This is a genomic window from Ilumatobacter sp., assembly GCF_965215205.1.
Taxonomy (GTDB): Bacteria; Actinomycetota; Acidimicrobiia; order Acidimicrobiales; family Ilumatobacteraceae; genus Ilumatobacter_A.
The window spans coordinates 1548733-1574650 of the sequence record NZ_OZ244049.1 but is presented as its reverse complement, the minus strand read 5'-3'; the positions used below and the strand labels follow the sequence as shown (position 1 = coordinate 1574650).

Annotated in this window: 19 protein-coding genes and 2 pseudogenes; 8 read left to right on the top strand and 13 right to left on the bottom strand. The window is 71.3% G+C overall.

What is annotated here, in order from left to right:
- Positions 1-37 precede the first annotated feature (37 nt).
- Positions 38-1969 carry an excinuclease ABC subunit UvrC gene (gene uvrC / locus ACOOHC_RS07375; RefSeq protein ID WP_420453350.1) on the bottom strand — a complete coding sequence of 644 codons (1932 nt, stop codon included), beginning with the start codon at positions 1967-1969 and terminating at the stop codon, positions 38-40.
- Between the two features lie 42 nt (positions 1970-2011).
- Here uvrC and ACOOHC_RS07370 point away from each other — a divergent pair, with 42 nt between their 5' ends.
- Complete coding sequence (locus ACOOHC_RS07370; protein WP_420453349.1) at positions 2012-2947, top strand: DUF6576 domain-containing protein; 936 nt, start codon at positions 2012-2014, stop codon at positions 2945-2947.
- A 47-nt stretch (positions 2948-2994) separates the two neighbouring features.
- Positions 2995-3549: a hypothetical protein gene (locus tag ACOOHC_RS07365; protein ID WP_420453348.1), complete on the top strand. Its 555-nt coding sequence runs from the start codon at positions 2995-2997 to the stop codon at positions 3547-3549.
- On the opposite strand, the gene uvrA is transcribed toward ACOOHC_RS07365, so the two are convergent.
- From uvrA to ACOOHC_RS07345, 4 genes and pseudogenes are all read right to left on the bottom strand, one after another.
- Positions 3539-6460, bottom strand: a complete 2922-nt coding sequence (gene uvrA / locus ACOOHC_RS07360; RefSeq protein ID WP_420453347.1) for an excinuclease ABC subunit UvrA — start codon at positions 6458-6460, stop codon at positions 3539-3541. The genes ACOOHC_RS07365 and uvrA overlap by 11 nt on opposite strands.
- Positions 6461-6537: 77 nt before the next feature.
- Positions 6538-6660 carry a hypothetical protein gene (locus ACOOHC_RS07355; protein ID WP_420453346.1) on the bottom strand — a complete coding sequence of 41 codons (123 nt, stop codon included), beginning with the start codon at positions 6658-6660 and terminating at the stop codon, positions 6538-6540.
- Positions 6661-6704: 44 nt separating this feature from the next.
- Positions 6705-7601 (bottom strand): annotated as a pseudogene (locus tag ACOOHC_RS07350) (alpha/beta hydrolase family protein); the annotation flags it as partial.
- A complete protein-coding gene (locus ACOOHC_RS07345; RefSeq protein ID WP_420453345.1) occupies positions 7549-8670 on the bottom strand; it encodes an LOG family protein in 1122 nt (373 codons plus the stop codon). The gene ACOOHC_RS07345 and the pseudogene ACOOHC_RS07350, both read right to left, overlap by 53 nt.
- Positions 8671-8745: 75 nt before the next feature.
- Here ACOOHC_RS07345 and ACOOHC_RS07340 point away from each other — a divergent pair, with 75 nt between their 5' ends.
- A complete protein-coding gene (locus ACOOHC_RS07340; protein WP_420453344.1) occupies positions 8746-9402 on the top strand; it encodes a protein-L-isoaspartate(D-aspartate) O-methyltransferase in 657 nt (218 codons plus the stop codon).
- Positions 9403-9437: 35 nt separating this feature from the next.
- On the opposite strand, the gene uvrB is transcribed toward ACOOHC_RS07340, so the two are convergent.
- The 3 genes from uvrB to ACOOHC_RS07325 are packed head-to-tail and all read right to left on the bottom strand — an operon-like array spanning position 9438 to position 14434.
- Positions 9438-11588, bottom strand: a complete 2151-nt coding sequence (uvrB, locus tag ACOOHC_RS07335) for an excinuclease ABC subunit UvrB (protein WP_420453343.1) — start codon at positions 11586-11588, stop codon at positions 9438-9440.
- Positions 11589-11642: 54 nt separating this feature from the next.
- On the bottom strand, positions 11643-12977 hold the full coding sequence (locus ACOOHC_RS07330; RefSeq protein ID WP_420453342.1) for a hemolysin family protein: 1335 nt from the start codon (positions 12975-12977) through the stop codon (positions 11643-11645).
- Positions 12974-14434 (bottom strand): hemolysin family protein, encoded by a 1461-nt coding sequence (locus ACOOHC_RS07325; protein ID WP_420453341.1) that lies wholly within the window; start codon positions 14432-14434, stop codon positions 12974-12976. Before ACOOHC_RS07325 ends, ACOOHC_RS07330 begins: the two co-directional genes overlap by 4 nt.
- A 280-nt stretch (positions 14435-14714) precedes the next feature.
- On the opposite strand from ACOOHC_RS07325, the pseudogene ACOOHC_RS07320 reads away from it, so the two are divergent.
- From ACOOHC_RS07320 to ACOOHC_RS07305, 4 genes and pseudogenes are all read left to right on the top strand, one after another.
- Positions 14715-15068 (top strand): annotated as a pseudogene (locus tag ACOOHC_RS07320) (glutathione peroxidase); the annotation flags it as partial.
- Positions 15069-15090: 22 nt separating this feature from the next.
- Positions 15091-16293 carry a carboxylate-amine ligase gene (locus ACOOHC_RS07315; protein WP_420453340.1) on the top strand — a complete coding sequence of 401 codons (1203 nt, stop codon included), beginning with the start codon at positions 15091-15093 and terminating at the stop codon, positions 16291-16293.
- Positions 16290-17492, top strand: coding sequence for an amidohydrolase (locus tag ACOOHC_RS07310; RefSeq protein WP_420453339.1), 1203 nt, complete (start codon positions 16290-16292; stop codon positions 17490-17492). The genes ACOOHC_RS07315 and ACOOHC_RS07310 overlap by 4 nt, the downstream gene beginning before the upstream one ends.
- Positions 17493-17511: 19 nt before the next feature.
- Positions 17512-18189: a gamma-glutamylcyclotransferase family protein gene (locus ACOOHC_RS07305; protein ID WP_420453338.1), complete on the top strand. Its 678-nt coding sequence runs from the start codon at positions 17512-17514 to the stop codon at positions 18187-18189.
- A 147-nt stretch (positions 18190-18336) separates the two neighbouring features.
- Here ACOOHC_RS07305 and coaE read toward each other — a convergent pair whose 3' ends face one another.
- The 3 genes from coaE to ACOOHC_RS07290 form a co-directional block, all read right to left on the bottom strand.
- Positions 18337-18942, bottom strand: coding sequence for a dephospho-CoA kinase (gene coaE, locus ACOOHC_RS07300; protein WP_420453337.1), 606 nt, complete (start codon positions 18940-18942; stop codon positions 18337-18339).
- A gap of 159 nt (positions 18943-19101) precedes the next feature.
- Positions 19102-20391: a 30S ribosomal protein S1 gene (gene rpsA / locus ACOOHC_RS07295; RefSeq protein WP_420453773.1), complete on the bottom strand. Its 1290-nt coding sequence runs from the start codon at positions 20389-20391 to the stop codon at positions 19102-19104.
- A 251-nt stretch (positions 20392-20642) separates the two neighbouring features.
- Positions 20643-21314 (bottom strand): DUF2087 domain-containing protein, encoded by a 672-nt coding sequence (locus ACOOHC_RS07290; RefSeq protein WP_420453336.1) that lies wholly within the window; start codon positions 21312-21314, stop codon positions 20643-20645.
- A gap of 110 nt (positions 21315-21424) precedes the next feature.
- On the opposite strand from ACOOHC_RS07290, the gene ACOOHC_RS07285 reads away from it, so the two are divergent.
- A complete protein-coding gene (locus ACOOHC_RS07285) occupies positions 21425-23062 on the top strand; it encodes an AMP-binding protein (RefSeq protein ID WP_420453335.1) in 1638 nt (545 codons plus the stop codon).
- 48 nt (positions 23063-23110) lie between these two features.
- Here the strand turns inward: ACOOHC_RS07285 and ACOOHC_RS07280 are convergent, their stop codons facing one another.
- Positions 23111-24100 (bottom strand): DUF4397 domain-containing protein, encoded by a 990-nt coding sequence (locus tag ACOOHC_RS07280; protein WP_420453334.1) that lies wholly within the window; start codon positions 24098-24100, stop codon positions 23111-23113.
- A 163-nt stretch (positions 24101-24263) separates the two neighbouring features.
- Entirely contained in the window at positions 24264-25883 is a 1620-nt protein-coding gene (locus ACOOHC_RS07275) for a glycoside hydrolase family 44 protein (protein ID WP_420453333.1), read from the bottom strand.
- Positions 25884-25918 lie beyond the last annotated feature (35 nt).

Below are 25918 nucleotides of genomic sequence, written 5' to 3'. Positions count from 1 at the left end.
CGCATGTCGGTGCGGGCCGGATCCGGAGCGCGACGGTTCAGTCGGCGGGGTGGAACTTGGCGTGCACGGCCTCCGCGACGGCGTCGGGGAGGAAGCTGTGGGAGCGCAGCTCCTCGAGGCTCGCCCGCTTCACCGCGGTGACCCCGCCCATCGCCTTGGTCAGCTTCCGCTTGCGGACCTCGCCGAGGCCGGGGATGCCGTCGAGCGCGCTCGAGGTCATCCGCTTGCTCCTCCGCTCGCGGTGGAACGTGTTGGCGAAGCGGTGCGCCTCGTCGCGGATCCGCTGCAGCATGAACAGCGCCTCGGACCCGCGGGGGATCTCGACCGGCTCGGAGCGCCCGGGGACGTAGACCTCCTCGAAGCGCTTCGCGAGCCCGGCCACCGGGATCTCGTCGGCGAGCCCGAGCTCCTCGACGACCGCCTGGGTCGCGCTCACCTGGCCCTTGCCCCCGTCGACGAGCAGGAGCTGGGGCGGGTAGGCGAACTTGCCGGGGGTGCGCGCCTTCTTGCCGGAACCGTCGGACCGACCGTCGTCGTCGGGTCCGGTGCGCTCCTCGAGCGGCCGGTCCTGCTCGGCGAGGTACGCCTTCAGCCGCCGGCGGATCACCTCGGCCATCGCCGCGTAGTCGTCGCTGCCGCCGCCCGCCTCGGCGCCGACGTCGTTCACCTTGAACCGGCGGTACTCGCGCTTGGCCGGCAACCCGTCCTCGAGCACCACCATCGAGCCGACGTAGTCGGTCCCCTGGAGGTGCGCCATGTCGTAGCACTCGATGCGCAGCGGGGCCTCCGGCAGCCCGAGGTGGTGCTGCAGCTCGGTGAGCGCCCGGCTGCGGGTGTTGTGGTCGCTCGCCCGGCGCAGGCGGTGGCGGGTGAACTCCTCCTGCGCGTTGCGCGTGACGGTCTCGAGCAGGGCCTTCTTGGCGCCGCGCTGCGGGACGCGCACCTGCACCTTCGAGCCGCGGATCAGCTCGAGCCAGGCCTCGTAGGTCGATCCGTCGTCGGGTTCGTCGGGGACGAGCACCTGCTTGGGGATCCCGACCACGGGTTCCTCGCCGTAGAGCGACTCGAGGATCCGGTCGATCAGCAGGCCGGGGGTCAGCTCCTCGACCTTGTCGAGCACGAACCCCTTGCGCCCCATCACCCGCCCCTTGCGGACGTAGAACACCTGGACCGACGCCTCCAGCTCGTCGCCGGCGATCCCGATCACGTCCAGGTCCTCGTTCTTGTCGGCGACCATCTGCTGCTTGGCGATCGCCTTGCGCACCGCCTCCAGCCGGTCGCGCAGCCGCGCCGCCTTCTCGAAGTCGAGGTCGGTCGCCGCCGACCGCATCTCCGCCTCCAGCCGGTCGACGATCTCGTCGGTGTCCCCGTCGAGGAACTGCGTCAGCTCGGTGACGAGCTGGCGGTACTCCATCTCCTCGATCTCGCCGACGCAGGGCCCCGAGCACTTCTCGATGTGGAACAGCAGGCACGGCCGGCCGATCCGCTCGTGCTCGGCGAACTTCGACTCGCTGCAAGTGCGGATCGGGAAGCTGCGCAGCAGCAGGTCGAGGGTGTCGCGGATCGCGTAGGCGTGGGCGTAGGGCCCGAAGTAGCGCGTCCCCTTCTTCTTCGTCCCGCGCATCACCATCGCCCGCGGCCACACGTCGCCGTCGGTCACCGCGAGGAACGGGTAGCTCTTGTCGTCGCGCAGGCGGACGTTGAAGCGCGGGTCGTGCTCCTTGATCAGCGAGTACTCGAGCATCAGCGCCTCGACCTCGTTGCGCACGATCGTCCACTCGACGGAGTGGGCCGTCTCGACCATCTGGGCGGTCCGCGGGTGCATGTTGCGCGGGTTCTGGAAGTAGTTCGACAACCGCTGGCGCAGGCTCGACGCCTTGCCCACGTAGATGACCCGGCCGCGCTCGTCCTTGAACTGGTAGGAGCCCGGTTCGTCGGGGATCGTTCCGGCGGGTGGACGGCTGATCATGACGTGTCCAGGCTACGGACGGGCCGGTACGGTAAGCGGCTGATGTCGCAGTACTTCGCCGCCATGTTCCGACGCCGGCCCAACGAGGGCTGGTTCCGTGTCGGCCGCTACGACGCGACCACCGTCGACATCATCAGCGTCCTCGCGATCGCCTCGATGTTCATCTGGGCGATCAGCCCCGACCAGCTGTTCGCACGCCTCGTGTTCAACGGCGCCGCCGTGCGCTCGGGCGAGATCTGGCGCCTCGTGACGTGGCCGATCGCCGAGATCCCCGGGTTCTTCGCGCTGATCTCGATCGCGTTCTTCTGGTCGTTCGGTCAGCAGCTCGAGGCGCTCTTCGGCAAGGTCAAGTTCCTCGCCTGGGTGCTCGCGGTGGCGATCGTCCCGGGCGTCGTGCTGGCCCTGCTCGGACTGCTCGACTCGACCTTCGACTTCAACGTCTCGTTCGGCCTCGGGCCGCTGTTCCTCGCCGGGATCTGGGTGTACGCGGCGACCTACCCCAACGTGCGCTGGTTCGACGTCGTGCCGCTGTGGGCGATCGCCGCGGTGTTCACCGGGCTCCAGCTCCTCCAGTTCACCGGATCCCGCGACTCGGGGGCGATCCTCTTCCTGCTCGTGTCCGTCGCCGTCGCGCTCAGCGCAGGGCGCTCGCTCGGGCTCGCGTCGGCGTGGCCCATCCCCCACATCCCGATCGACGTCAGTTCGGGCCCGCGCCGCCGCTCGTCGGGCAGGGGCCGGGCGAAGCCGACGAAGCCGAAGCGCCCCGAGGGCGGACCGGGCCAGCGCGTCGTCGAGGGCCCGTGGCGCTCGCCCGCCGCGCCGATGCCGCCCCCGCCCGGGAGCGCTCCGGCGTCGCCGGGCGACCAGGCCGAGCTCGACGACCTGCTCGACAAGATCGGCAGCCACGGGATGGACTCGCTCTCGGGCGCCGAGAAGCAGCGCCTGAACGAGCTCAGCAAGCGCCTCCGCAACCGCTGACGCCGTCGCGACCCCCGGCCGCGCCGGCGCCTCGGTACCGTGATCGCGTGGACACCCTCGAGATGCCGGTCACGGCCCGGCCCGACCGGCAGCGGCCGCCCCGGCGACCGGGGCCCGCTCCGCGCGACCGGCCACCGCTGGCGCTGCGCGCCCTGATCGGTCTCGTCGGCGTCGCCGCCGCGCTGTCGACCGTCGCGCTGCTGCTCGCCGATCGGGCGCCCCGTCTGCTCGAGTCGGTGTTCGGCGACCGGACCCGAGCGCTGTGGGACCGCGTCGACGCGTCCGAGCGGGTCGCCCTGCCGGCGGGTTCCGACCTCCCGCCGACCGACTTCCTCGTCCACGTCGCCATCTGGGCCGTCGTGTCCGCGCTGGGCGCGCTGGCGATCTGGTCGTGGCGCGGCCTCGTGCTGTCGGCAGCCCTCCTCGCCATCGCCTCGGTGGGCCTGGAGCTGGCTCAGGGCCGCTACTCGCGCACCCGGGCCGTCGAGTTCGACGACGCCGTCGCGAACCTGCTCGGGATCGCGGCGGGCACCCTCGCCGCGGGGGCGTGCTTCGTCGCCTGGTCGCTCGTCGCGATCGCGGTGCGCCGGATCAGGTCGTGAGCAGCTCGCGCAGGTAGTGCCCGGTGTGGCTGGCGTCCACGCTCGCCACGTGCTCGGGTGAGCCCTCGGCGACGATCGAACCGCCCCCGCTGCCGCCGAGCGGGCCGAGGTCGATCAGCCAGTCCGCCGTCTTGATCACGTCGAGGCTGTGCTCGATGACCAGCACCGTGTTCCCCTGGTCGACCAGGCGCTGCAGGACCGTCAGCAGGCGGCGCACGTCGTCGAAGTGCAGCCCGGTCGTCGGTTCGTCGAGCAGGTAGATCGTGTGGCCCGTCGAGCGCTTGGCCAGCTCGGTGGCCAGCTTGACGCGCTGAGCCTCGCCCCCCGACAGCGTCGGTGCCGACTGACCGAGCCGGACGTAGCCGAGGCCGACGTCCACCAGGGTCTCCATGTAGCGCGCGATGCCGGGCTGGTTGGCGAAGAAGTCGACCGCCTCGGAGACCGGCATGTCGAGCACGTCGGCGATGTTCTTGCCCTTGAACTCGATGTCGAGGGTGTCGCGGTTGAAGCGCGCCCCCTTGCACACCTCGCACGGGACGTACACGTCGGGGAGGAAGTGCATCTCGATCTTGATCGTCCCGTCGCCGGCGCACGCCTCGCACCGACCGCCCTTGACGTTGAACGAGAAGCGACCCGGCAGGTAGCCCCGGATCTTCGACTCGTTGGTCGACGCGAACAGCTTGCGGATCTTGTCGAAGACCCCGGTGTACGTCGCCGGGTTGGAGCGCGGGGTGCGCCCGATCGGCGACTGGTCCATGTCGATGACCTTGTCGAGGTTCTCGATGCCGTTGACCCGCTTGTGCTTGCCGGCGGGCATCTTGGATCGGTAGATCTTCTGCATCAGCACCGGCAGCAGGATCTCGCGGATCAACGTCGACTTGCCCGAGCCCGACACCCCGGTGACGCACACGAAGTTGCCGAGGGGGATGTCGACGGTGAGGTCGCGCAGGTTGTGCTCCCGTGCGCCGACGACCTGCAGCGACCCGAACGACTGGGGCCGCCGCTGCGACGGCACCGGGATCGACTTGCGGCCCGAGAGGTACTGCCCGGTGACGGATCCCTTGACCTTCTCGATGCCGGGCACCGCCCCCGCGTAGACGACCTCGCCGCCGTGCTCGCCCGCGCCGGGGCCGATGTCGACGATCCAGTCGGACGCGCGGATCGTGTCCTCGTCGTGCTCGACGACGATCACGGTGTTGCCGAGGTCGCGCAGCCGGGTGAGGGTGTCGATGAGCCGCTGGTTGTCGCGCTGGTGCAGCCCGATCGATGGCTCGTCGAGCACGTACAGGGTGCCGACGAGTCCGGAGCCGATCTGCGAGGCGAGCCGGATGCGCTGCGCCTCCCCGCCGGCGAGGGTGCCCGCCGAGCGCGACATCGTGAGGTAGTCGAGGCCGACGTCGAGGAGGAACCCGAGGCGGGCGTTGATCTCCTTCGTCACCCGCTCGGCGATCATCCGGTCGCGCTCGCTGAGCTCGAGCGCAGCGAGGAACTTGGCCGACTCGCCGATCGACATGTCGCACACCTCGGCGATGTGCTTGCCGTCGATCGTCACCGCGAGCGTCGCCGGCTTGAGCCGGGCGCCGTCGCACGCCGAGCAGGCGACGAGGCGCATGTAGCCCTCGTACTGCTCGCGCGACCACTCCGAGTCGGAGCCCTCGTGGCGGCGCTTCAGCCACGGGATCACACCCTCGTACTCGGTGGAGTACGAGCGCTGCCGCCCGTAGCGGTTCTTGTACTTCACGGTCATCTTGCCCTTGACGCCGTGGAGGATCAGCTTGCGCTGCTTCGCGGTCAGGTCGTCCCACGCCTCGTCGAGGTCGATGTCGTTGCCGTTCGCGACCGACTCGAGCATCCGCGTGAAGTACTGGGTGTTCGCGCTGCGCCACGGGGCGATCGCGCCGTCGCGCAGCGACACCTCACCGTCGGGGACGATCAGCTCCGGGTCGACCTCGAACGTCGTTCCGAGACCGTCGCAGGTCGCGCACGCGCCGTAGGGCGAGTTGAACGAGAAGTTGCGCGGGGCGGGCTCGTCGTAGCTGTTGTCGCACACCGGGCAGGCCAGGTGCTGGCTGAAGGTGATCGTCTCGTTGTCCGCGTCGCGGTGGACGATCTCGATCTCGGCGACGCCCTCGGCCAGCTTCAGCGCGCCCTCGAGGGAGTCGGTCAGGCGGCGCTCGATCCCCTCCTTCAGCACGAGCCGGTCGACGACGACGGCGATCGTGTGGTTCTCGTAGCGGGCCAGGCGCTCGTCGCGCTGCAGGAACTCGTCGATGTCGGCGATCTCACCGTCGATCACGGCACGCACGTAGCCCTGGCCGGACAGGTCCTGCAGCAGGGTGTCGTAGTCGCCCTTGCGGCCGCGCACCACCGGGGCGAGCACCTGGAAGCGCAGCCCGGCCTCCATCTCGAGGATGCGGTCGACGATCTGCTGCGGCGTCTGGCGCTGGAGCGGGGTTCCGTCGTTGGGGCAGTGCTGGACGCCGATGCGGGCGTAGAGCAGACGGAGGTAGTCGTAGACCTCGGTGATCGTCCCGACCGTCGAGCGGGGGTTGCGCGACGCCGACTTCTGGTCGATCGAGATCGCCGGCGACAGCCCGTCGATGACGTCGACGTCGGGCTTGTCCATCTGGCCGAGGAACTGGCGCGCGTAGGAGCTGAGCGACTCGACGTAGCGGCGCTGGCCCTCGGCGTAGATCGTGTCGAACGCGAGGCTCGACTTGCCCGACCCGGAGAGCCCGGTGAACACGACGAGCTTGTCGCGCGGGAGCTCGACGTTGACGTTCTTCAGGTTGTGCTCGCGCGCGCCGCGCACGGCGATCTGCGGCGCATCGGCGCGCAGCTTCGACCGTGCGGCTCGCTTCCGGGTCGTCGTCGGTCGATCGGACGTGGCGGCGGGGGTGCGGGAGGCCATGAGCGCGCCATCCTACCGACGAACGTGTGTTCAGGAATCCGTCGACCCATGTCACCGCCCCCCGCCCGCGGTCGGGGTCAGCCGGCCACGGGGGCGTCGTGCGCGACGGCGTCATCGTCACCGCCACCGCCACCGTCGCCGTCGCCGTCGCCGTCGCCGTCGCCGTCGAGCAGGTAGCGCCGCGACCAGGCGGCGACCACCCCCGCGACGTAGCGTGCGTCGGCGGCGTCGACAGCAGGTGATCGGCGCGGTCGAGCGACACGAAGCTCTTCGGGTGCCTCGCTGCCTCGAAGATCCGCCCGGCGTCGTCCACCCCGACCACCTCGTCGACGGGCGAGTGCATCACCAGCAGCGGGCTGCCCAGCCGGGCGACGCGCTCGAGCAGGCGCTGATCGCGCAGGTCCTCGACGAAGCCCCGACCGATCGTCAGGGTCCGACCGGCGATGGTGACCTCGGCGGAACCCTGCGCCGCGATCTCGTCGACGGCGTGATCGAAGGCGTGCTGCACGTGGCTCGGGTCCGCCGGGGCGGCGATCGTCGCGACCGCCGCGACCGACTCGATGTCGGCGGCGGCGCTGAGCACGGCCGCCCCGCCGAGGGAGTGGCCGACGAGGAGCGTGGTCGGGGCCACCGCGGACTCGAGGTGGGCGGCCGCCGCGACGACGTCGCGGACGTCGGCGGTGAACGTGGTGTCGGCGAAGTCGCCGGCGCTCTCGCCCAGACCGGTGAAGTCGAACGCCATCACCGCGAACCCGTGCGCGGTGAGCGCGGTCGTGATCTGCTGCTCGACGCGCAGGTCCTTCGAGCAGGTGAAGCAGTGGGCGAACAGCGCCGAGCCGCGCACCGCGCCGTCGGGCCGCTGGATCCGGGCGTGGAGGTCGTGGCCCCGAGGGCTCTCGAAGGTGCAGGTGGACGAGCTGGGCACCGGTTCTCCGATCCGTCGACGACGTCGCACCGTAGCGCTCGCACGCCGGCCGCCCTCGCGACGCCGCGCAGGACCGGGGAGCGCGCACCCGCCGGATCGGGTCCGTGCAGGAGGGTCGTGTGCCGACGGCGCGCGCCGCGACCTCCCCGGACGCGGCCGTGGGTCACCGCGCCCGGGTGACGGGCGGGTGGTAGCGCAGGAAGGCCATCGCCGCATCGGCTCCGTCGACGCAGCCGACGAGGTCGGCGTAGGCGCGCTCGCCGGCCAGGGTCCGCAGCAACGGCTCGGCCGGGAGGGTCCGCGTCCAGAACTCGGTGTCGAGGAAGACCATCGGGCTGACGACGCCGAAGACCTCGTAGTGGTTCTGCGTCGCGTCCTGGAAGACCTCCTGCAACGTCCCCGCCGCTCCCGGCGCGAACACCACCCCGCGCGTCGCGATCGCGAGCAGGCCGTCTTCGCGGATGGAGTTGGCGAAGTACTTCGCGACGCTGGTGGCGAACTGGTTCGTCGGCTCGTGACCGTAGAACCACGTCGGCACCGCGAGGCTGTCGGCTCCGTCGTCGAAGCGTCGCAGGACGTCGAGGCCGGCCGCGAGGTACCCGTCCGCCCGGTGGAAGTCGGGCTCCACCGAGAGCAGCGCGAGCGCCTCGTCGAGGGCGTCGTCGTCGCGGGGAGACAGCCAGGCACCCAGGTTCGCGGCCTCCATCGCCCCCGGTCCACCACCGGTCGCGACGTACCACCCCTCGCGCGCCATCGCCCGCCCCAGCTCGGCGACGGTGCGGTACTCGGCGTCGGTGCGCAGCACGGAGTGGCCACCCATCACGGCCACGACCTCGGGGTGGTCGTCGAGGTGCTCGCCGAGGGCGTCGTCGATCGCGTGGTCGTGGAGTCGGCGGGCGAGGGCGTCGAGCACCTCCGGGTTGCGTCCGGGCGGGGTGAGCGACGACCATCGGTGGATGCGCGAGTCGAGGGCCCGCTCGTCGAACGACCCGGCGGTGTCGGGATCCCACCCGTGGAGGAGCTCGCCCTGCGCGTACAACCGGGGTCGGTACGGCTCGAACGGGAGGCCGTCCAGGTCGGGGAACGCGATCCCGCCGGTCGCGATGACGTGGGCCAGCGCGCCGGGGCCCAACCCGCAGCCGAGGAAGGTGGTGCCCCGGCAGGTGACCGAGGTGACCACGTGCTCGGACTCCGATAGGTCGACCCCCTGCACGACGGTGCCGTCGAGCGACCCCTCCCGCCCGACGTGGTCGAGGACGGACCCCAGGTCGTGCATCTCGCGCATGGCGGGAACCCTAGGTTCGCCCCGGGTCGGCACGATCGTCACCGCCGGTCACGGCCGACGGCCGCGGGGGGTCGTGTGAGCGCGGATGACGACACCGACCGCGCCGACGAGCGCGCACGGATGGTCGCGCGCCAACTCCGTGCGCGCGACATCGACGACGAGCGGGTCCTGCGTGCCTGCGCGACGGTCCCACGCGAGCTCTTCGTCCCGCCGGAGGTGGCCGCCGACGCCTACACCGACCGACCGCTCCCGATCGGCCTCGGCGTCACGATCTCGCAGCCCTACATCGTCGCCCTGATGACCCAGGCGCTCGACCTCTCCCCCACCGACCGCGTGCTCGAGGTCGGCACCGGTTCGGGCTACGGCGCCGCCGTCCTCGGCGCGCTCGCCGCGCACGTCACGACGATCGAGACCCTGACCGAGCACGCCGACGCCGCACGTCGTCGACTCCGCGACCTCGGCGACCTCGGCGACCGGGTGGAGGTGGTCACGGGCGACGGGTCGCTCGGCCACCCGCCGGGCGCGCCGTACGACGCGATCAGCGTGACCGCAGCGGCTGCGGAGGTGCCCGCTCCCCTGCTCGACCAGCTCGCGCCCGGCGGCCGCCTGATCATGCCCGTCGGCGAGCGGGTCGAGGAGCTCGTGAGGATCACGCGCACCGCCGGCGGGGATCGGCGTGAGGTGCTCACCCGGGTGCGGTTCGTCCCGCTCACCGGCCGTCACGGTCGCTGACGACGCACGGGCACCCGGCTCCCCGGTCGGGCGGGTCAGCGGGCGTCCTGGATCTCCCGACGCAGGTCGGAGATCTCGTCGCGCAGCTTGGCGGCGTACTCGAAGCGCAGCTCGGCCGACGCCTCGTGCATCTCCTCCTCCAGGGTCTGGATCAGCCGGGTGAGCTCCTTCTGGGGGAGGTTCCTCAGCTCGTCGGACACCTTGTCGCGCTCGCGCTGGCGGCGACGGTCGCGCCCCGGCACCGGGGCCCGGTCCTCGGGGCCGCGCAGCATCGAGAGGATGTCGCCGACCGCCTTGCGGATCGTCTGCGGGTCGATGCCGTGCTCGGTGTTGTAGGCGAGCTGGACCTCGCGGCGTCGCTGGGTCTCGTCGATGGCCGCGGTCATCGAGTCGGTCATCTTGTCGGCGTACATCACCACCTGGCCGTCGACGTTGCGCGCCGCCCGCCCGATCATCTGGATCAGCGACGTCTCCGAGCGCAGGAACCCCTCCTTGTCGGCGTCGAGGATGCAGACCAGCGACACCTCGGGGAGGTCGAGGCCCTCGCGCAGCAGGTTGATGCCGACCAGCACGTCGAACTCGCCGAGGCGCAGCGCGCGCAGGATCTCGATCCGCTGGATCGTGTCGATGTTGGAGTGCAGGTACCGGACCTTGAGGCCCTGCTCGAGCAGGTAGTCGGTGAGGTCCTCGGCCATCTTCTTGGTGAGGGTGGTGACGAGCACCCGCTCACCCTTGGTGATGCGCCCGTTGACCAGCTCCATCAGGTCGTCGATCTGGCCCTTGGTCGGCTTGACGATCACCTCGGGGTCGACGAGGCCGGTCGGGCGGATGATCTGCTCGACGACCTGGTCGGACACGCGCAGCTCGTACTCCGACGGCGTCGCCGAGAGGAAGATGCCCTGGTTGACCCGCTCGAGCACCTCCTCGAAGGTCAGCGGGCGGTTGTCGCGCGCGGAGGGGAGTCGGAAGCCGTGGTCGACGAGCATGTCCTTGCGGCTGCGGTCGCCGGCGAACTGGCCGTGGAGCTGGGGGACGGCGACGTGGCTCTCGTCGATCACCAGCAGGTAGTCGTCGGGGAAGTAGTCGAGCAGGGTGAACGGCGGCTCGCCGTACTCACGCCCGTCCATGTGCATCGAGTAGTTCTCGATGCCGTTGCAGTACCCGACCTCTCCCATCATCTCGAGGTCGTACGAGGTGCGCATCCGCAGGCGCTGCGCCTCGAGCAGCTTGTCCTGCTCCTCGAACTCCTTCAGTCGGACCTGGAGCTCGTGCTCGATCTTGCCCATCGCGGTCTGCAACCGCTCGGTCGACGTCGCGTAGTGGGTCGCCGGGAAGACGTACGCCCGGTCGAGGTCGCGCAGGTTCTCGCCGGTCACCGTGTCGATCGTGGTGATCCGCTCGATCGTGTCGCCGAACATCTCGACGCGCAGCACGTTCTCCTCGTACGCCGGGTGGATCTCGATCGTGTCGCCGCGGACCCGGAAGTTGCCGCGCCCGAGCGTCATGTCGTTGCGGTCGTACTGCATGTCGACGAGACGCCGCAGGATCGAGCGCATGTCGTAGTCGACGCCGACGTTCATGTCGAGCAGGTGGCCCCGGTACTCCTCGGGGTTGCCCATGCCGTAGATGCACGAGACCGAGGCGACCACGATCGTGTCGCGCCGGGTGAGCAGGGCCGCCGTCGCCGAGTGCCGGAGCCGGTCGATCTCGTCGTTGACCGAGGAGTCCTTCTCGATGTAGGTGTCGCTGGAGGGGATGTACGCCTCGGGCTGGTAGTAGTCGTAGTAGCTGACGAAGTACTCGACCCGGTTGTTCGGGAAGAACTCGCGCATCTCCTGGGCGAGCTGGGCGGCGAGCGACTTGTTCGGGGCGAGGACGAGCGTCGGCTTCTGGACCTTCTCGATCGTCCAGGCGATCGTGGCCGACTTGCCCGAGCCGGTGATCCCGAGCAGCGTCTGGAACCGGTCGCCCCGATCGACCCCACGGGCGAGCGCGGCGATCGCCTCGGGTTGCGCACCGGCCGGTTCGAACTCCGAGACCACCTGGAACGCCCGGGCGTCGTCGGCGCCGTAGTCGGGCGCCTCGACGTCGTGGCCGAGCACGGCCAGATCCTGCTCGACCGCCCCGGAGCGGGGCACCGAGGAGGGGGCGTCGACGACGGCGGGGTCCGCGACGGTGTCGGTCATGGGGTGATCCTACCGACTGAACAGGTGTTCGATCGACGCACGACGCCCGGCGCGTCAGGCGACGGGATCGGCGAACCTCACGCGCAGGGCGTCGATCGCGTAGCCGTCCATCGCCAGCACCTCGAAGGTCCCGAGATCGGTCGAGATCCGGTCGCCGGCGCTGGGGATCTCGTCGAGCGCCGCGATCACGTACCCGGCGACGGTGGTCCACTCGCCGTCGGGGAGCTCCACCCCGGTGCACTCGTGGAACTCGTCGTGGCGCAGGGTGCCGTTGACCCGGTAGGTGCCGTCGTCGAGGGCCACGCAGTCGCCGAGACGACGATCCGACTCGTCGTCGAAGTCGCCGATCAGCTCCTCGAGGATGTCCTCGAGGGTGACCAGCCCGACGACGGTGCCGTGCTCGTCGATCACGAGCGCGATGTGCTGGCGCTCGGTGCGCATCTCGAGCAGGAGGTCCTCGAGGCCGTGGTGCTCCGGTGTCACCATCACCCGGCGCACGATCTTGCCGACCGCCGTCGACCGCCACGACCCGTCCGGGAGGCGCAGCAGGTCCTTCGCGTGGATGAACCCCTCGACGTGGTCGAGGTCGCCGTCGAACACGATGATCCGGCTCCGACCGGTGCGATGGGCCTCGGCGGCGGCGTCGTCGGCCGAGGAGTCCGACGACACCGCGACGATGTCACGCCGCACCGTCATCGCGTCGGCGGCGGTGAGCCCCGACAGCTCGAGCGAACGGGTCAGCAGCTCGTGCTCGGTCGCGGCGAGCCCGCCGTGGCCGGCGGACTCCTCGAGCAGGAGCAGGAGGTCGCCCGGCGAGTGCGCCATCGCCCGCTCGTCCTGGGGCTCGACGCCGACCGCCTTGACGACCAGGTTGGCGAGCCCGTTCATGAACCAGATCACCGGTCGGAACACCGTGACGAAGGCGCGGAACGGGCGGGCCAGCTTGAGCGCGGAGTCCTCCGGGTGCGAGATCGCCCACGACTTCGGCGCCATCTCGCCGACGACCATGTGCAGGAACACCACGATCGAGAGCGCGATCGCGAACCCGATGACGTGGGAGGTCGTCTCGCCGACGACGGTTCCCAGCAACCCCTCGAAGATCCCGGCCACCGCGGGCTCCGCCACGAGGCCGAGGCCGAGCGAGCACATCGTGATCCCGAGCTGCGCGCCGGCGAGCATGAGGGTCAGCTCGCGGATGCCGGCCAGCGCCGACTTCGCCGACTTCTTGCCGTCGGCCGCGAGCTGCTCGATGCGCGAGCGGCGCGAGGCGAGCAGAGCGAACTCGGCGGCGACGAAGAACCCGTTGAGGATCAGCAGCACCAGGGCGAACGTCAGGCCGAACCCGTCGACCCGCACCCCCTCCTCGGCGGCGATCAGCGCGGCGATCACGGGCGCTCTCCCTCGTCCGGCTCCGAGATCGCGCCCACCCCGTCCGCGTGCAGCGCCGCGGCGTCGGGATCGTGCTCGAGCGACGTCGTGGCGACCGCGTCGTCGGAGCCGTCGCCGTCGGGTTCGTCACCCCCGTCGCCGTCGGGCGCCGTCGCGTCGGCATCGGCGTCGGGGTCGACGCACAGCCGGACCTCCTCGATCGCGTAGCCGTCGATGCGCGTGACCTCGATGCGCACCCCGTCGACGTCGACGCGATCGCCGACCTCGGCGAGACGCTCCAGGCGGTCGAGCACGAGCCCGGCGACGGTGTCGTACTCGCCGTCGGGGAGCTGCATCCCGGTCATCCGCTCGATCTCGTCGGGTCGCGAGGTGGCCGACACCGTCCACACCCCGGGCTCGGTCTCGAAGTGCTCGGCCGCCTCGGCGGGGTCGTACTCGTCCTCGATCTCGCCGACGAGCTCCTCGACGACGTCCTCGAGCGTGATGATCCCGGCGGGACCGCCGTACTCGTCGACGACGAGGGCGATCTCGGTGCTGTGGGTGCGCAGCTCCGACAGCACCACCGTGAGGCTCGCCCGCTCCGGCACGGCGATCACGTCGTGCATGAAGGAGGCGACCGTGGTGGATCCGTAGCTCGACCGCGCGATCCCGAGGAGGTCCTTCGCGTGCACGATGCCCTGGACCTTGCCGTCGACGTCGAGCACCGGGAAGCGCGAGCGGTGCGACGCCATCGCGTCGCGCAGGTCGGATGCGCTGGCCGTCGCGTCGATCGACACCACCTTGTTCCACGCGACCATCGCGTCCGACGCCTCGAGCTCGGCGAAGTCGATCGCCCGCTCGAGCAGGGTCGCCTGGGAGTGGGTCAGGTGACCCGACTCGGCGGAGGAGTCGACGATCAGGTCGAGCTCCTCGGCCGACACCCCGCCGGGCAGCTCCTCGACCGGCTCGATCCCGACCATGCGCAGCAGCCGGTTCGCGGCCCCGTCGAACAGCCGGATCAGCGGGCCGGCGACCCGCATGAACAGCAACGTCGTGCGCGCCACGGCCCGTGCCACCGGTTCGGGCTTCGCGATCGCGAGGTTCTTCGGCGCCAGCTCGCCGAACACCATCTGGAAGATCGTCGCGAGCACGAAGGCGACACCCAGCGAGATCCCGAAGCTCGCGCTCGGCGACACCCCGACGGCACGCACCACCGGGTCGATCGCGCCGGCGATCGCGGGCCGTGCGATGAAGCCGAGCACCAGCGAGGTGACCGTGATCCCGAGCTGGGCCCCCGACAGCATGAAGCTCAGGCGCCGGTGCACCTCGAGCGCGCTGCGCGACTTGCGATCGCCGTCGGCCGCTCCCTCGGAGAACTTCTGGCGGCGCGCGGCGACGTAGGCGAACTCGGCGGCGACGAAGTAGCCGTTGGCCGCGACGAGCGCGACGACGGCCAGCAGGCCGAGGGCGGTCAGCATCTGCTCAACGTGCGTGCGGACGTGCGCGTCGCCCGTGCGCCATCGTCGATCGGTCGTCGTCGGACATCAGCGACCCGATGCTACCCACCCTCGGCGCCGATGAGCCCCAGCGTGATGCCCGCCGTCGTGGAGGCGTGTCCGTGGGGGCGCTACCGTCGACCCGATGCGCTTCCACGACATCTCGATGACCTCGATCACCGGTGACCAGGTGAGCTTCGCCGACTACGAGGGCTCGATGGCGCTCGTGGTCAACGTCGCGAGCAGATGAGGGCTCACCCCCCAGTACGCAGGTCTGCGTGCGCTCCACCACGACAACGACGACCTGGTCGTGCTCGGCGTGCCGAGCAACCAGTTCGGTGACCAGGAACCCGGGACCGACGCCGAGATCCTCGAGTTCGTCACCACCGAGTTCGACGTCGACTTCCCGATGTTCTCCAAGGTCGACGTGAACGGCGACGGCGAGAGCGAGCTGTACACCCTGCTCAAGGCCGGCCAGCCCGGTGACGGCGACACCTCCGACATCGTGTGGAACTTCGAGAAGTTCCTGGTCGGCGGCGACGGGACGGTGCTCGCTCGGTACGGCCCGCGGACGACCCCCGAGGAGGTCGGCGCCGACCTCGGGCGGTTCCGTTGACGCACGTCGCGGCGCGCTCGTCGTGAACATCGACTTCGAGCCCAACGCCCGCCCGACCATCGGGGTGGAGATGGAGCTCCACCTGGTCGACGCCACGACCGGTGACCTGGCCTCGATCGCCGGGGAGGTCCTCGCCGAGATGGGCGACGGGCACCCCGGCGGCGAGCACCCCAAGGCGAAGCACGAGCTGTTCCAGAGCACGATCGAGGTCATCACCGGGGTCTGCGACGGGCCCGAGGACGTGCGACGCGACCTGCAGGCCACGCTCGCCGAGCTGCGCCCGCTCCTGGATCGGCGCGACGTCGCGGCGATGAGCTCGGCGACCCACCCGTTCGCGCTGGCGAGCGAGCAGCTGATCAGCCCCGACGAGCGGTACCACCGCCTGATCGAGACGATGCAGTGGCCCGCACGTCGACTGCTGATCTGCGGGATGCACATCCACGTCGGCGTGCCCGACGGCGAGCAGGCGATCGCGGTGATCAACGAGCTGACCCGCCACCTCCCGGTGTTCCTCGCGCTGTCGGCGTCGAGCCCGTACTTCGAGGGCGCCGACTCGGGGATGTCGTCGGCGCGGTCGCTCGTGTTCGAGTCGCTGCCCACGGCGGGGCTGCCCCCGCAGATCTCCGAGTGGACGGAGTTCGAGGACTTCATGGACACCCTGATCGGGGCCGGCTGCATCGAGACGGTGCGCGAGGTGTGGTGGGACATCCGACCCCATCCCGGCTTCGGGACCGTGGAGCTGCGGATGTGCGACGCGATGCCGACCGTCCACGAGACGGTCGCCCTCGCCGGCCTCGCGCAGACCCTCGTGGTGTGGTGCCTCGACCGGATCGCGGAGGGGACCCTCCCCGACCCGCCGACCCAGTGGTCGGTGAAGCAGAACCGCTGGCTGGCGGCCCGCCACGGCCTCGATGCACGCCTCATCGTCGAGACCGAGCCGGGCGCCCCGGGGCCGACGCCGAGCGACCCGCACGCGGCGGAGGTCGGGGGTCGACTCGTCGACGTGGTCGACGCACGCGACCTCGTCGGGGCGCTCGTCGAGGTGCTGCGGCCCACCGCGCATCGCATCGGGACCGACGCCCACCTCGACGACGTGCTGGAGATCGCGCGCACCGGGTCGGGCACCGACCGCCAACGGGCCGTCGTGGCCGACGGCGGTACCCTCCTCGACGTGGTCCACCACCTGGTCCGCGAGCTCGCGACCGACACCCCGACGGCGCGATGAGCGACCCCGCACCCGATGTCGTGGACGCGGCACGACGCTGGGTGGCCGAGCACCACGACCGGCTGGTCGCGATCCGGAGGGACCTCCACGCCCACCCCGAGCTGAGCGGCGCCGAGCACCGGACCACCGAGGTCGTCGCCTCCCTGCTCGGCGACGCCGGGTACGCGATCCGCCGGCTGACGTCGGGGACCGGGCTGCTCGCCGACAGCACCTGGCCCGCCGACGCCGGTCGCGTCGCCGTGCGCGCCGACCTCGACGCCCTCGCGATGCACGACCGCAAGCAGGTCGCCTACCGCAGCACCGTCGACGGCGTCGCTCACGCCTGCGGCCACGACGTGCACACCACCATCTCGCTCGCGACGGCGCTGTTCTTCGCCGACCACCCGCGCCTGGCCGGTCGCTCGATCCGGTTCGTGTTCCAACCCGCCGAGGAGCGCGTCCCCGGCGGAGCGCTCGACGTGCTCGCCGACGACGGGCTCGCCGACGTCGACGCGGTGCTCGGGCTGCACTGCGAACCCAAGCTCGACTGCGGCACCATCGGGCTGCGGGCGGGGGCGATCACCTCGGCCGCCGACATGGTCGCGATCACGATCGGCGGCCCGGGCGGCCACACGGCCCGTCCCGAGCTGACCGTCGACACCGTCGGCCTCGCCGCGCGCGTCGTGACCGAGGTCCCCGGGATCGTGGCCGGTCGACTGGCGGCGGAGAGCGACGCCGGCGACGGCGGCGTGAAGCTCGTGTTCGGCGCCGTCCACGGCGGCGACGCCGCGAACGTCATCCCGACGCGCTGCGAGCTGCGCGCCTCGGTGCGCACCCCGTCGTCGAGCGCCTGGGAGCTCCTCGAGGAGACGGTGCGCGCCGCGGTCGCGCACGTCCTCGACGGCTCGGGGGCGACCTGCGAGATCGACTACACGCACGGCGTGCCGCCGACGGTCAACGACGCCGCCGTCGTGGAGCGCGTCCGGGGCGCGGCGGCGGCGATCGAGGGGACGACGATCGTCGACGCCGAGCAGAGCTGGGGCGGCGACGACTTCGCCTGGCTGACCCGTGAGGTGCCGGGGGCGTACGTGCGCCTCGGCGTCCACGACGTGCGGTCGTCGGCGCCACGGCTCGACCTCCACGCCGGTCTGTTCGACGTCGACGAGCGAGCGATCGGGATCGGCACCCGGCTGATGATCGCGACGGTCGCGTCGAGCTGACCGGAGGCCGGTCGTCGAGATGAGCACGCGCCACGAACCGCCGGCTGCGGCCGGCACCGATCGGACGTGGATCTTCGCCTACGGCTCGCTGGTCTCGCCCGCCTCGCTCGGCGCGACGATCGGCCGCGACGTGACGCTCGCGCACGACGTGGTCGCGGCGGAGCTCCACGGGTACCGACGGGCCTGGAACTACGGCTCCGCCGTGCTGCGCGGCGACTGGTCGACACCGGACGGCGGCGAGGTGGTCGGCGGTCTCGTCGTCTCGCTCGGTCTCGTCGCCGAGGAGGGCGCGACCGCGAACGGCGTGGTCTTCGCGGTCGGGGCGGACGAGCTGGCCGACCTCGACTGGCGTGAGCGGGCCTACGACCGCGTCGACGTGACGGACGCCGTCGTGCTCGACCTCCGCGACGTGGGCGACGGCGCCGCTCGCCGGGTCGGCGACCCGCACGGAGGCGCGAGCGGTCGACGCATCGTCACCTACGTCCCGCGCAGCTCGTCGATCGAGCGCTACCGCGAGCACCGCGACGCGGGGACGGCGGCCGTGCGGCGGAACTACGTCGAACTGGTCGAGCGGGCGTTCGACGAGCTGGGCCCCGACCACGGCGAGCGCTACCGCACCACGACCCCGGAGCCCGACGTGCCGATCGCCGACGTCCGGATCGACCCCCTGCCGTCACCGCGCCCTCGGCCGTCCTGACCCGCGAGGCGCAGCGACCGGTGCGACGGTGGCCCTCGTCGGAGGACCGGCGCCGAGGTGCGCCGGCTCGGAGCGGAGCCGCGAGACGATCCGTCCGGGGCGCTGTCGTCGGACATGGGCGCTGCCGCGGCGTTCGGCGGCGCGCCGTCAGGAGCGCTGCTCGTCGACGATCGAGGCGAGCTCGGCCCACACGGCGTCGACCTGCTCGCGCAGGTCGTCGAGGTCGCCGCTGTTGTCGACGACGTGGGTCGCCCTCGATCGCCGCTCCTCGCGGGAGATCTGGCTGGCGATCCGGTTGCGCACGTCGCCTGCCTCCATCCCGCGCGCGACGGCGCGCTCGACGGCGACGTCGTGGGGCACGTCGACGACGATCGTCGCCGCGAGGTCCTCCCGGGGGTTCTCGCCGAGGAGCGGGAAGTCGAGCACGACGACGCGATCCGACTCGCGGTGCGCATCGATCTGCGACTGGATCTCGGACTGCATCGCCGGGTGGACGATCGCGTTGAGGTCGGCGAGCGCGTCCGCGTCGCTGAACACGATCTCGGCGACCGCGCCGCGATCGAGGGCGCCGTCGCCGTCGATGATGTGACCGCCGAAGCGCTCCGCCATCTCGTCCAGCAGCGGAGCTCCGGGGGCCTGGAGATCACGGGCGATCCGGTCCGCGTCGACGATCACCGCTCCCCTCTCGGCGAGCATCGACGACACCGTCGACTTGCCCGCCCCGATCCCGCCGGTCAGCCCCACCACGATCACGCGGCCATGTTGGCCCACGGCGACGACCGGGACCGCATCCGCCGCCCGTCGGCCGCCACGACCCGGCACCGACGATCGCCATCGAGACCCCGGTCGCGACGGAGCCCGGCTCGTCGAGCCGGGCTCCGTCGTCGATCGGTCACCCCTCGCGGGGTCGGCTCACTCGGCCGTGGCGGGCTCCTCGACCGGAGGACCGGCGGCGGCGGCCTCGGCCGCAGCCTCCGTCGGGTCGCTCGGCGCATCTCCCTCGGCTGCGCCCCCCTCGCCCTCGGCCGGGCGCTCGGTCCCGTCGCCGTAGTACTCGGTCCACGCGGCCTCGGCCTCGGCGGAGGTCTCGCCCTGGACGTAGTTGCCGGCCTCGTCGATCTCGAAGTGCTCGCGGTACTCGGCGGCGAGCTCGCCGCCCTCGGCGGCCTGCTTGATCGACAGGCTGATCCGGCGACGGGCGAGGTCGAGATCGATGATCTTGACCCACAGCTCCTCTCCGGGGGTCACCACCTGCTCGGGGCTGTCGACGTGGTGCGCCGACATCTCCGAGATGTGCACGAGGCCCTCGATGCCGTCGCCGACCTGGACGAAGGCGCCGAACTGGACGAGCTTGGTGACCCGGCCGTAGACGAGCTGGCCGACCTGGTGGCCCTCGGCGAACTCCTGCCACGGATCCTGCTGCGTGGCCTTCAGCGAGAGGCTGATGCGCTCGCGGCTGAAGTCGACGTCGAGCACCTGGACCTTGACCGGATCGCCGACCGAGACGACCGAGCCGGGGTGGTCGACGTGCTTCCAGGAGAGCTCGGACACGTGGATGAGCCCGTCCATCCCGCCGAGGTCGACGAACGCACCGAACGAGACGACGCTCGAGACCGTGCCCTCGCGCACCTCGCCGACCTTGAGGTCGTTGAGGAACTGGTCGCGGGTCTCCTTCTGGTTCTCCTCGAGGTAGGCCCGCCGACTGAGCACGACGTTGTTGCGGTTCTTGTCGAGCTCGATGATCTTCGCGCTCACCTGGGTGCCGATGTAGGGCTGCAGATCACGCACGCGACGCAGCTCGACGAGAGACGCGGGCAGGAAGCCGCGCAGGCCGATGTCGACGATGAGGCCGCCCTTGACGACCTCGATGACCGGGCCGGACACGACCTCGTCGGCCTCCTTCTTGGCCTCGATGTCGCCCCACGCCCGCTCGTACTGGGCACGCTTCTTGGAGAGGACGAGCCGCCCCTCCTTGTCCTCCTTGGTGAGCACGAGCGCCTCGACGGCCTCGCCGATCGCGACGACCTCACCGGGATCGACGTCGTTGCGGATGCTCAGCTCGCGGCTGGGGATCACGCCCTCGCTCTTGTAGCCGATGTCGAGCAGGACCTCGTCCTTGTCGATCTTCACGACCGTGCCGTTGACCATCTGGCCGTCCTCGACCTCCACCATCGTCCCGGCGATCGCGTCCTCGAAGGACATCCCCAGGTCGTCGGAGGTGATCTCGCGTGGCGTGTAGTTGCCCTCGTCGTCGAACGTCCCGAACCCCTCCGAGTTCGTGGGAGCGGTCGAGGGAGGGGTGGTCGTGGTGTCGGACAAGAGAATCGAGCTTTCGAACGGACGGGTGAGATGGATCGGCCCACCGAGTGGGACGGCACGTCCTCGGCGAGAACGCAGGAGACCAGGGTAACAGCGACCGCCCCCGCCCGCACCGCCGCACGGGCCGACCGGAGCTACCCGCGGAAGATGCCCGGGACGCGGCCCCCGCTGCGCCAGTAGACGTTGCGCTCGCGGTCGAGCATCCCCTCGTCGACGAGGTGGCGCCGCAGGGCGGACCAGTCCGGGTGGAACCCCCCGAGGATCGAGTTGACCTCCCGCTCGGGGTACCGCCGACCGACGTCGAACTCGAGCGCCAGTCGCTCCAGCACGATCAGGCGCTTCGACCGCGACGACGGGACCTCGACGAGGGTCCGCCCCGAGAAGAAGCGGGCCAGGACCTCGCGCTCGTCGTCGTCCATCCCGAACCCGATCACCGGGTCCATCGGGAGCTCCGTCTCGGCCAGCGCGGACGCGATGTCCTGCAGCGCCCGGTCGTCGAGGCGGTGCAGCGACGCCGAGCCGTGGCGGGTGGCCACCCGGTCCCGGCCGACGATCCCGCGGCCGCGGTCGAGCGCCGTGTCGGTGTCGGTGTCGGTGTCGGTGTCGGTGTCGGTCGCTCCGTCTGCGTCGTCCTCGACGACGAGGCCCGCGGCGCGCAGATCCCCGATCGCCACGAGCGCCCGGCGCCGGTCGAGCCCGGTCACGGCAAGGAGGTCGTCCGTCGAGCGCGGGCCGGCCACGAGGCTCCCGGCGATCGCCAGTCGATCGGGATCGAGGAGCTGCTTGAGCCGGTCCACCGCCTGCATCCCCCCAGTGAACCGTCGACCTGGGCCGCCCGGCACGTCGACCGCTCGACGCCTCCGGTCGGCGCACGGTGACGGGGGCCTGCGAGACTCGTGGCATCGAGGAGGGACCCATGGCCGAACCGGCGATCGCAGCGGGACCGACCGGGACGCCGCTGCTGGACGACACCATCCCGGCCGACCTGGCGCGCACCGTCGCCGAGCACGGCGACCGCGAGGCGCTCGTGTCGTGCCACCAGGGCATCCGGTGGACGTACGACGAGTTCGCCGACCGCGTGCACCGCCTCGCCACGGGGTTCTTCGCGGCCGGTCTCCGCACCGGCGACCGCGTCGGGCTCTGGAGCCCGAACGTCGCCGAGTGGACCCTCGTGCAGTTCGCCACCGCCGAGATCGGCGTGATCCTCGTGAACGTCAACCCCGCCTACCGCACCGACGAGCTCGGGTACGCCCTGCGCCAGTCGGGCTGCCGGTGGCTGGTGTCCGCGTCGTCGTTCCGCGACGCCGACCACCGGGCGATGGCCGCCGAGGTCCGTCCCGGGCTCGACGACCTCGAGCGGGTCGTGTTCCTCGACGACGACGACTTCGCGGAGCTGTGCCGTGGCGATCGCTCCGTCGCCGCCGACGTGGCCGCCGTGACCGCCGGGCTCGACCCCGACGACGCCATCAACATCCAGTACACGTCTGGCACCACCGGGTTCCCGAAGGGGGCGACTCTCACCCACCGCGGGATCCTGAACAACGGCCACTTCGTGGTCTCGCTGCAAGAGCTCGGCCCCGGCGACCGCGTGTGCATCCCGGTCCCCTTCTACCACTGCTTCGGGATGGTGATGGGCAACCTCGGGTGCACGTCGATCGGCGCGACGATGGTGATCCCGGGCGCCGCGTTCGACCCCGCCGCGGTGCTCGCCGCGGTGCAGGACGAGCGCTGCACGGCGCTGTACGGCGTTCCGACGATGTTCATCGCCGAGATGGCCCACCCCGAGTTCGCCTCCTTCGACCTGTCGTCGTTGCGCACGGGGGTCATGGCCGGGTCGCTGTGCCCGGTCGAGGTGATGCGGCGCTGCATCGACGAGATGAACCTCGTCGACATCGGCATCTGCTACGGGATGACGGAGACGTCGCCGGTCTCGACCCAGACGATGCCGGGCGACACCATCGAGCACCGCACCGAGTCCGTCGGCGTGGCCCACCCCCACGTCGAGATCCGCGTGTGCGACCCCGAGACCGGCGACACCGTCGAGCGCGGCGAGACCGGGGAGTTCTGCACCCGCGGCTACTCGGTGATGAAGGGCTACTGGAACGACGACGAGCGGACCGCCGCGGTGATCGACGACGACGGGTGGATGCACACCGGAGACCTCGCCGTGATGGCGCCCGACGGCTACGTCGACATCGTCGGTCGGATCAAGGACATGGTGATCCGAGGTGGCGAGAACGTCTCCCCGAGGGAGGTCGAGGACTTCCTCCGCACCCATCCCGACGTCGAGGACGTCCAGGTCATCGGCGTTCCCGACGAGCGGTACGGGGAGGAGCTGATGGCGTGGATCAGACCGCGCCCGGGCGCGGAGGTCGACGTCGAGTCCGTGCGCGACTTCTGCCGGGGCCGCATCGCGCGGTTCAAGATCCCCCGCTACGTGAAGACGGTCGAGGAGTTCCCGATGACCGTCACCGGCAAGGTGCGCAAGGTCGAGATGCGCGAGATCGCCGTCGCCGAGCTCGCGTCGCCCGACGTCACGGACGCGTCCGGCTGACGGGCCGGGCGGCGGGGCCCGTCGGGACCAGGGTGCTCCGGGGAGCCGTCAGCGGTGGGATCCGGTGGGCACGCCCGGCGCGAGGTCGTCCGTGACGTCGGGCGTGCGACGACGACGATCGCTCGTCGCGAGGACGGCGATGGCGATCAGCGCGACGCCGAGGAGCGCGGGCACGACCGCCCGGTTCGCGTCGTCGAACGAACCCTGGGCGATCAGCGCACCGCCCGTGTCCACCCGTGACGGCTGCGGGGTCCCGTCGTCGGAGTCGTTCGCCGCCGCCTCGTCGGACGTCTCCTCGTCGGACGTCTCCTCGCCGGTGTCGCCGGACGTCTCGCCACCGGCGTCGTCGGCCTGCCGCTCGGAGGGCGGCGGGAGCATCTGCACGTTCCCGCCAGCGATCGACTGGAGGTAGAAGGCCAGCGTGTCGTCGGCGGCGCTCCCGCCGATGTAGACGATCAGCTCGCTGTTCGCCTCGAGCTGGAGGTTCGGCATCGAGGCCACGGGGGCTCCGTCGACCGTGACGGCGGCTCCCACGATCTCGCCCGCCGGCAGGACGACGCCGTCACCCTGACCGTTCGCGATGCCCGTGAGGACCTCGTCGCCGGCGACGGTGACGGAGACGGGCGCAGCGGCGGCGACGTGGCGCACGGTGAGGCGGCCGCGGCCCTGCTCGTCCGGGCCGGGCTGGTTCTCGAACGACGTGATCGTCGGGGCTGCTCCGGCGTCGAGGTGCAACACGTTCGACACGTTGCCCGCCGCCGGGACGTCGAAGGAGGCGATCGGTCCGATCACGACCTCCTCGCTGCCGGAGCGGCGACCCTCGACGTCGGTGAGGGTCGTCCCGGCCAGCGAGGTCAGATCCTGGGTGTCTCCCGCGTCGAACCCGGCGACGATGATCTCACCGTCGACGACGAGGTCGACCGTGACCCCGGGGATCGCGTGCAGGATCGTCACCGAGTCGGAGAGCTGCGCGTGCGCGACCCCGGCTCCCGTCACCGATGCGACGATCGCCGCCGTCGCCACAGCCCACTTCCTCATGTCCCGTCCCTCCACCCTCGGTTCCCGTCACGACCGGTCGCACGTGGTGCGCCGTAATCGGCGCTGATCGTACACGTCCGGCACGGAGTGTCCAGTCCGGCCACGACGCGTGGTGATCGAGCCGCGCCGGGCACGGCTCCCCACCAGGTGGATGACTTCGCCGTCACGGCATCGTCGCCACGGTGTCGTCGCCGGGGGCCGCGTCCTGCGGCCCGCCGACCGTCTCGACCGCCCGGACCGTCGCCTCCAGCACGGCGATCGCACCCGAGGCGATCTCGACGGTGGTCCCGTCGTCGGAGTTCGACGCACGGGAGCGGATGATCTCGCTGTCACCGTCGGTCGCGTAGGTCCACACGGAGGGCGAACCGGTCCGCCACGAGTCACCGAGGTCGAGCACGACGCTGAGCTCCTCGTCGCCGGAGTTGACGAGCACCACGCGCAGGGTCGACCGCTCCAGGGCGGCGTACGCACCGAGGTCCTCGACGCCCTCCACCACCGCCGGGAGCGCGCTCCCTTCGAACGCACCCCCGCGCCCGTCGTAGTTGCCGTACATCGCGAACGCGAGGTGCGCGGGGCTCGCCTGCTCGATGGCTCCCTCGGCGTACGCAGCAGCGTGGACGCCCTCGCGGGCGAAGACGCCGAGCGCGTTCGCGATCGCGAGCGCGCCGCTGGGGGTCGATTCCCCGCCGAAGCGCCAATCGCTGATCATCAGCGGCATGTCGGGGAACGTCTCGTCGATCGTGCGCCGCAGGCGGGGGATGAACTCGACCGCCTGCGACGACCCGGCGACGTCGTGGTCCGGGTCCCAGAGCTCGCGGACCGCCTCGACGCGATCGCGGTCGATCCCGTCGTCGGTGCGGGAGTTGACGACGTCGGCGAGCGGGCGGAAGTGGACGTCGACGACGTCGATCAGCGGGTCGTCGCCGACGCTGCGATCGCTCAGACCGCCGAGGAACCACGAGAGCAGATCCTGGTCCGACGACTCGTCCGGACCCGGCGGGTCCAGGTGCTCGAACCAGCAGCACATCACCGGCCCGGTCAGCAGCGACCGCGGCGACACGTCGCGCAGGGCCGAGGCGTAGGCCACGTAGGTGCCGAGGATCTCGAGGTAGTCCGTGCAGGTGGGGTGCACGTCGTAGTGGTCGACGCCCCATCGCTCCGGCTCGTTGTCGATGGCCAGGTAGGTGGCCTCGGCCCCCTCGTCCTCCAGTCGACCGATCCACTCGGCGACCGTCGCGGGCGAGCTGCCGACGTTCGCACGACGGGGATCCGCGATGGGCCCGGCCCTCCGGCAGTCGAACTCGGCAACCGAGAGGCACCCGTTGCCGGCGGGGTCCGGGAACGAGCACGTCTCCGGATCGGAGTCGCGAGCGACCCACCCCAGCGCCGGGACGGCGACCCGGGACACCACGCTCGCCGCCTCGTTCGCGAAGAGCCGGTCTCGGACGACGTCATCGGTCGAGCGCGCGCCGTCGTTCCGGAACGCTCCCTCGCGGGCCTGGTTCCAGGCGTCGCCGAGCTGGTAGTTGTAGCGGGTCGCTCGGGTCCCACCCCACGAGTCGAACGTGATCCCCGCCCCGTCGAGCTCGGCGACGGGACCCGCGACCCCGCGGATCAGCGGACTGATCTCTCCCAGTGGATCGTCGACACCCACCGTGACCGTCCCGTCGGAGAACGCACCCGCCACCGGGGCCGCCGGTCGTGCGTCGTCACCCAGCAGCGAGCACGCCGTCAGGGTGCACGCCGCGACCACGACCGCCGACCTCGCCCGCCACCGTCTCATCGACCCGACGGTACCCGTCCGCGGCCGGAACGCTC

Bases quoted from the DNA above. Each gene is read 5' to 3' on its own strand.
- uvrC (WP_420453350.1), bottom strand. From the start codon at position 1,969: ATGATCAGCCGTCCACCCGCCGGAACGATCCCCGACGAACCGGGCTCC.
- ACOOHC_RS07370 (WP_420453349.1), top strand. From the start codon at position 2,012: ATGTCGCAGTACTTCGCCGCCATGTTCCGACGCCGGCCCAACGAGGGC.
- uvrA (WP_420453347.1), bottom strand. From the start codon at position 6,460: ATGGCCTCCCGCACCCCCGCCGCCACGTCCGATCGACCGACGACGACC.
- ACOOHC_RS07345 (WP_420453345.1), bottom strand. From the start codon at position 8,670: ATGCGCGAGATGCACGACCTGGGGTCCGTCCTCGACCACGTCGGGCGG.
- uvrB (WP_420453343.1), bottom strand. From the start codon at position 11,588: ATGACCGACACCGTCGCGGACCCCGCCGTCGTCGACGCCCCCTCCTCG.
- ACOOHC_RS07325 (WP_420453341.1), bottom strand. From the start codon at position 14,434: ATGCTGACCGCCCTCGGCCTGCTGGCCGTCGTCGCGCTCGTCGCGGCC.
- ACOOHC_RS07310 (WP_420453339.1), top strand. From the start codon at position 16,290: ATGAGCGACCCCGCACCCGATGTCGTGGACGCGGCACGACGCTGGGTG.
- ACOOHC_RS07305 (WP_420453338.1), top strand. From the start codon at position 17,512: ATGAGCACGCGCCACGAACCGCCGGCTGCGGCCGGCACCGATCGGACG.
- rpsA (WP_420453773.1), bottom strand. From the start codon at position 20,391: ATGTCCTTCGAGGACGCGATCGCCGGGACGATGGTGGAGGTCGAGGAC.
- ACOOHC_RS07290 (WP_420453336.1), bottom strand. From the start codon at position 21,314: ATGCAGGCGGTGGACCGGCTCAAGCAGCTCCTCGATCCCGATCGACTG.
- ACOOHC_RS07285 (WP_420453335.1), top strand. From the start codon at position 21,425: ATGGCCGAACCGGCGATCGCAGCGGGACCGACCGGGACGCCGCTGCTG.
- ACOOHC_RS07280 (WP_420453334.1), bottom strand. From the start codon at position 24,100: ATGAGGAAGTGGGCTGTGGCGACGGCGGCGATCGTCGCATCGGTGACG.
- ACOOHC_RS07275 (WP_420453333.1), bottom strand. From the start codon at position 25,883: ATGAGACGGTGGCGGGCGAGGTCGGCGGTCGTGGTCGCGGCGTGCACC.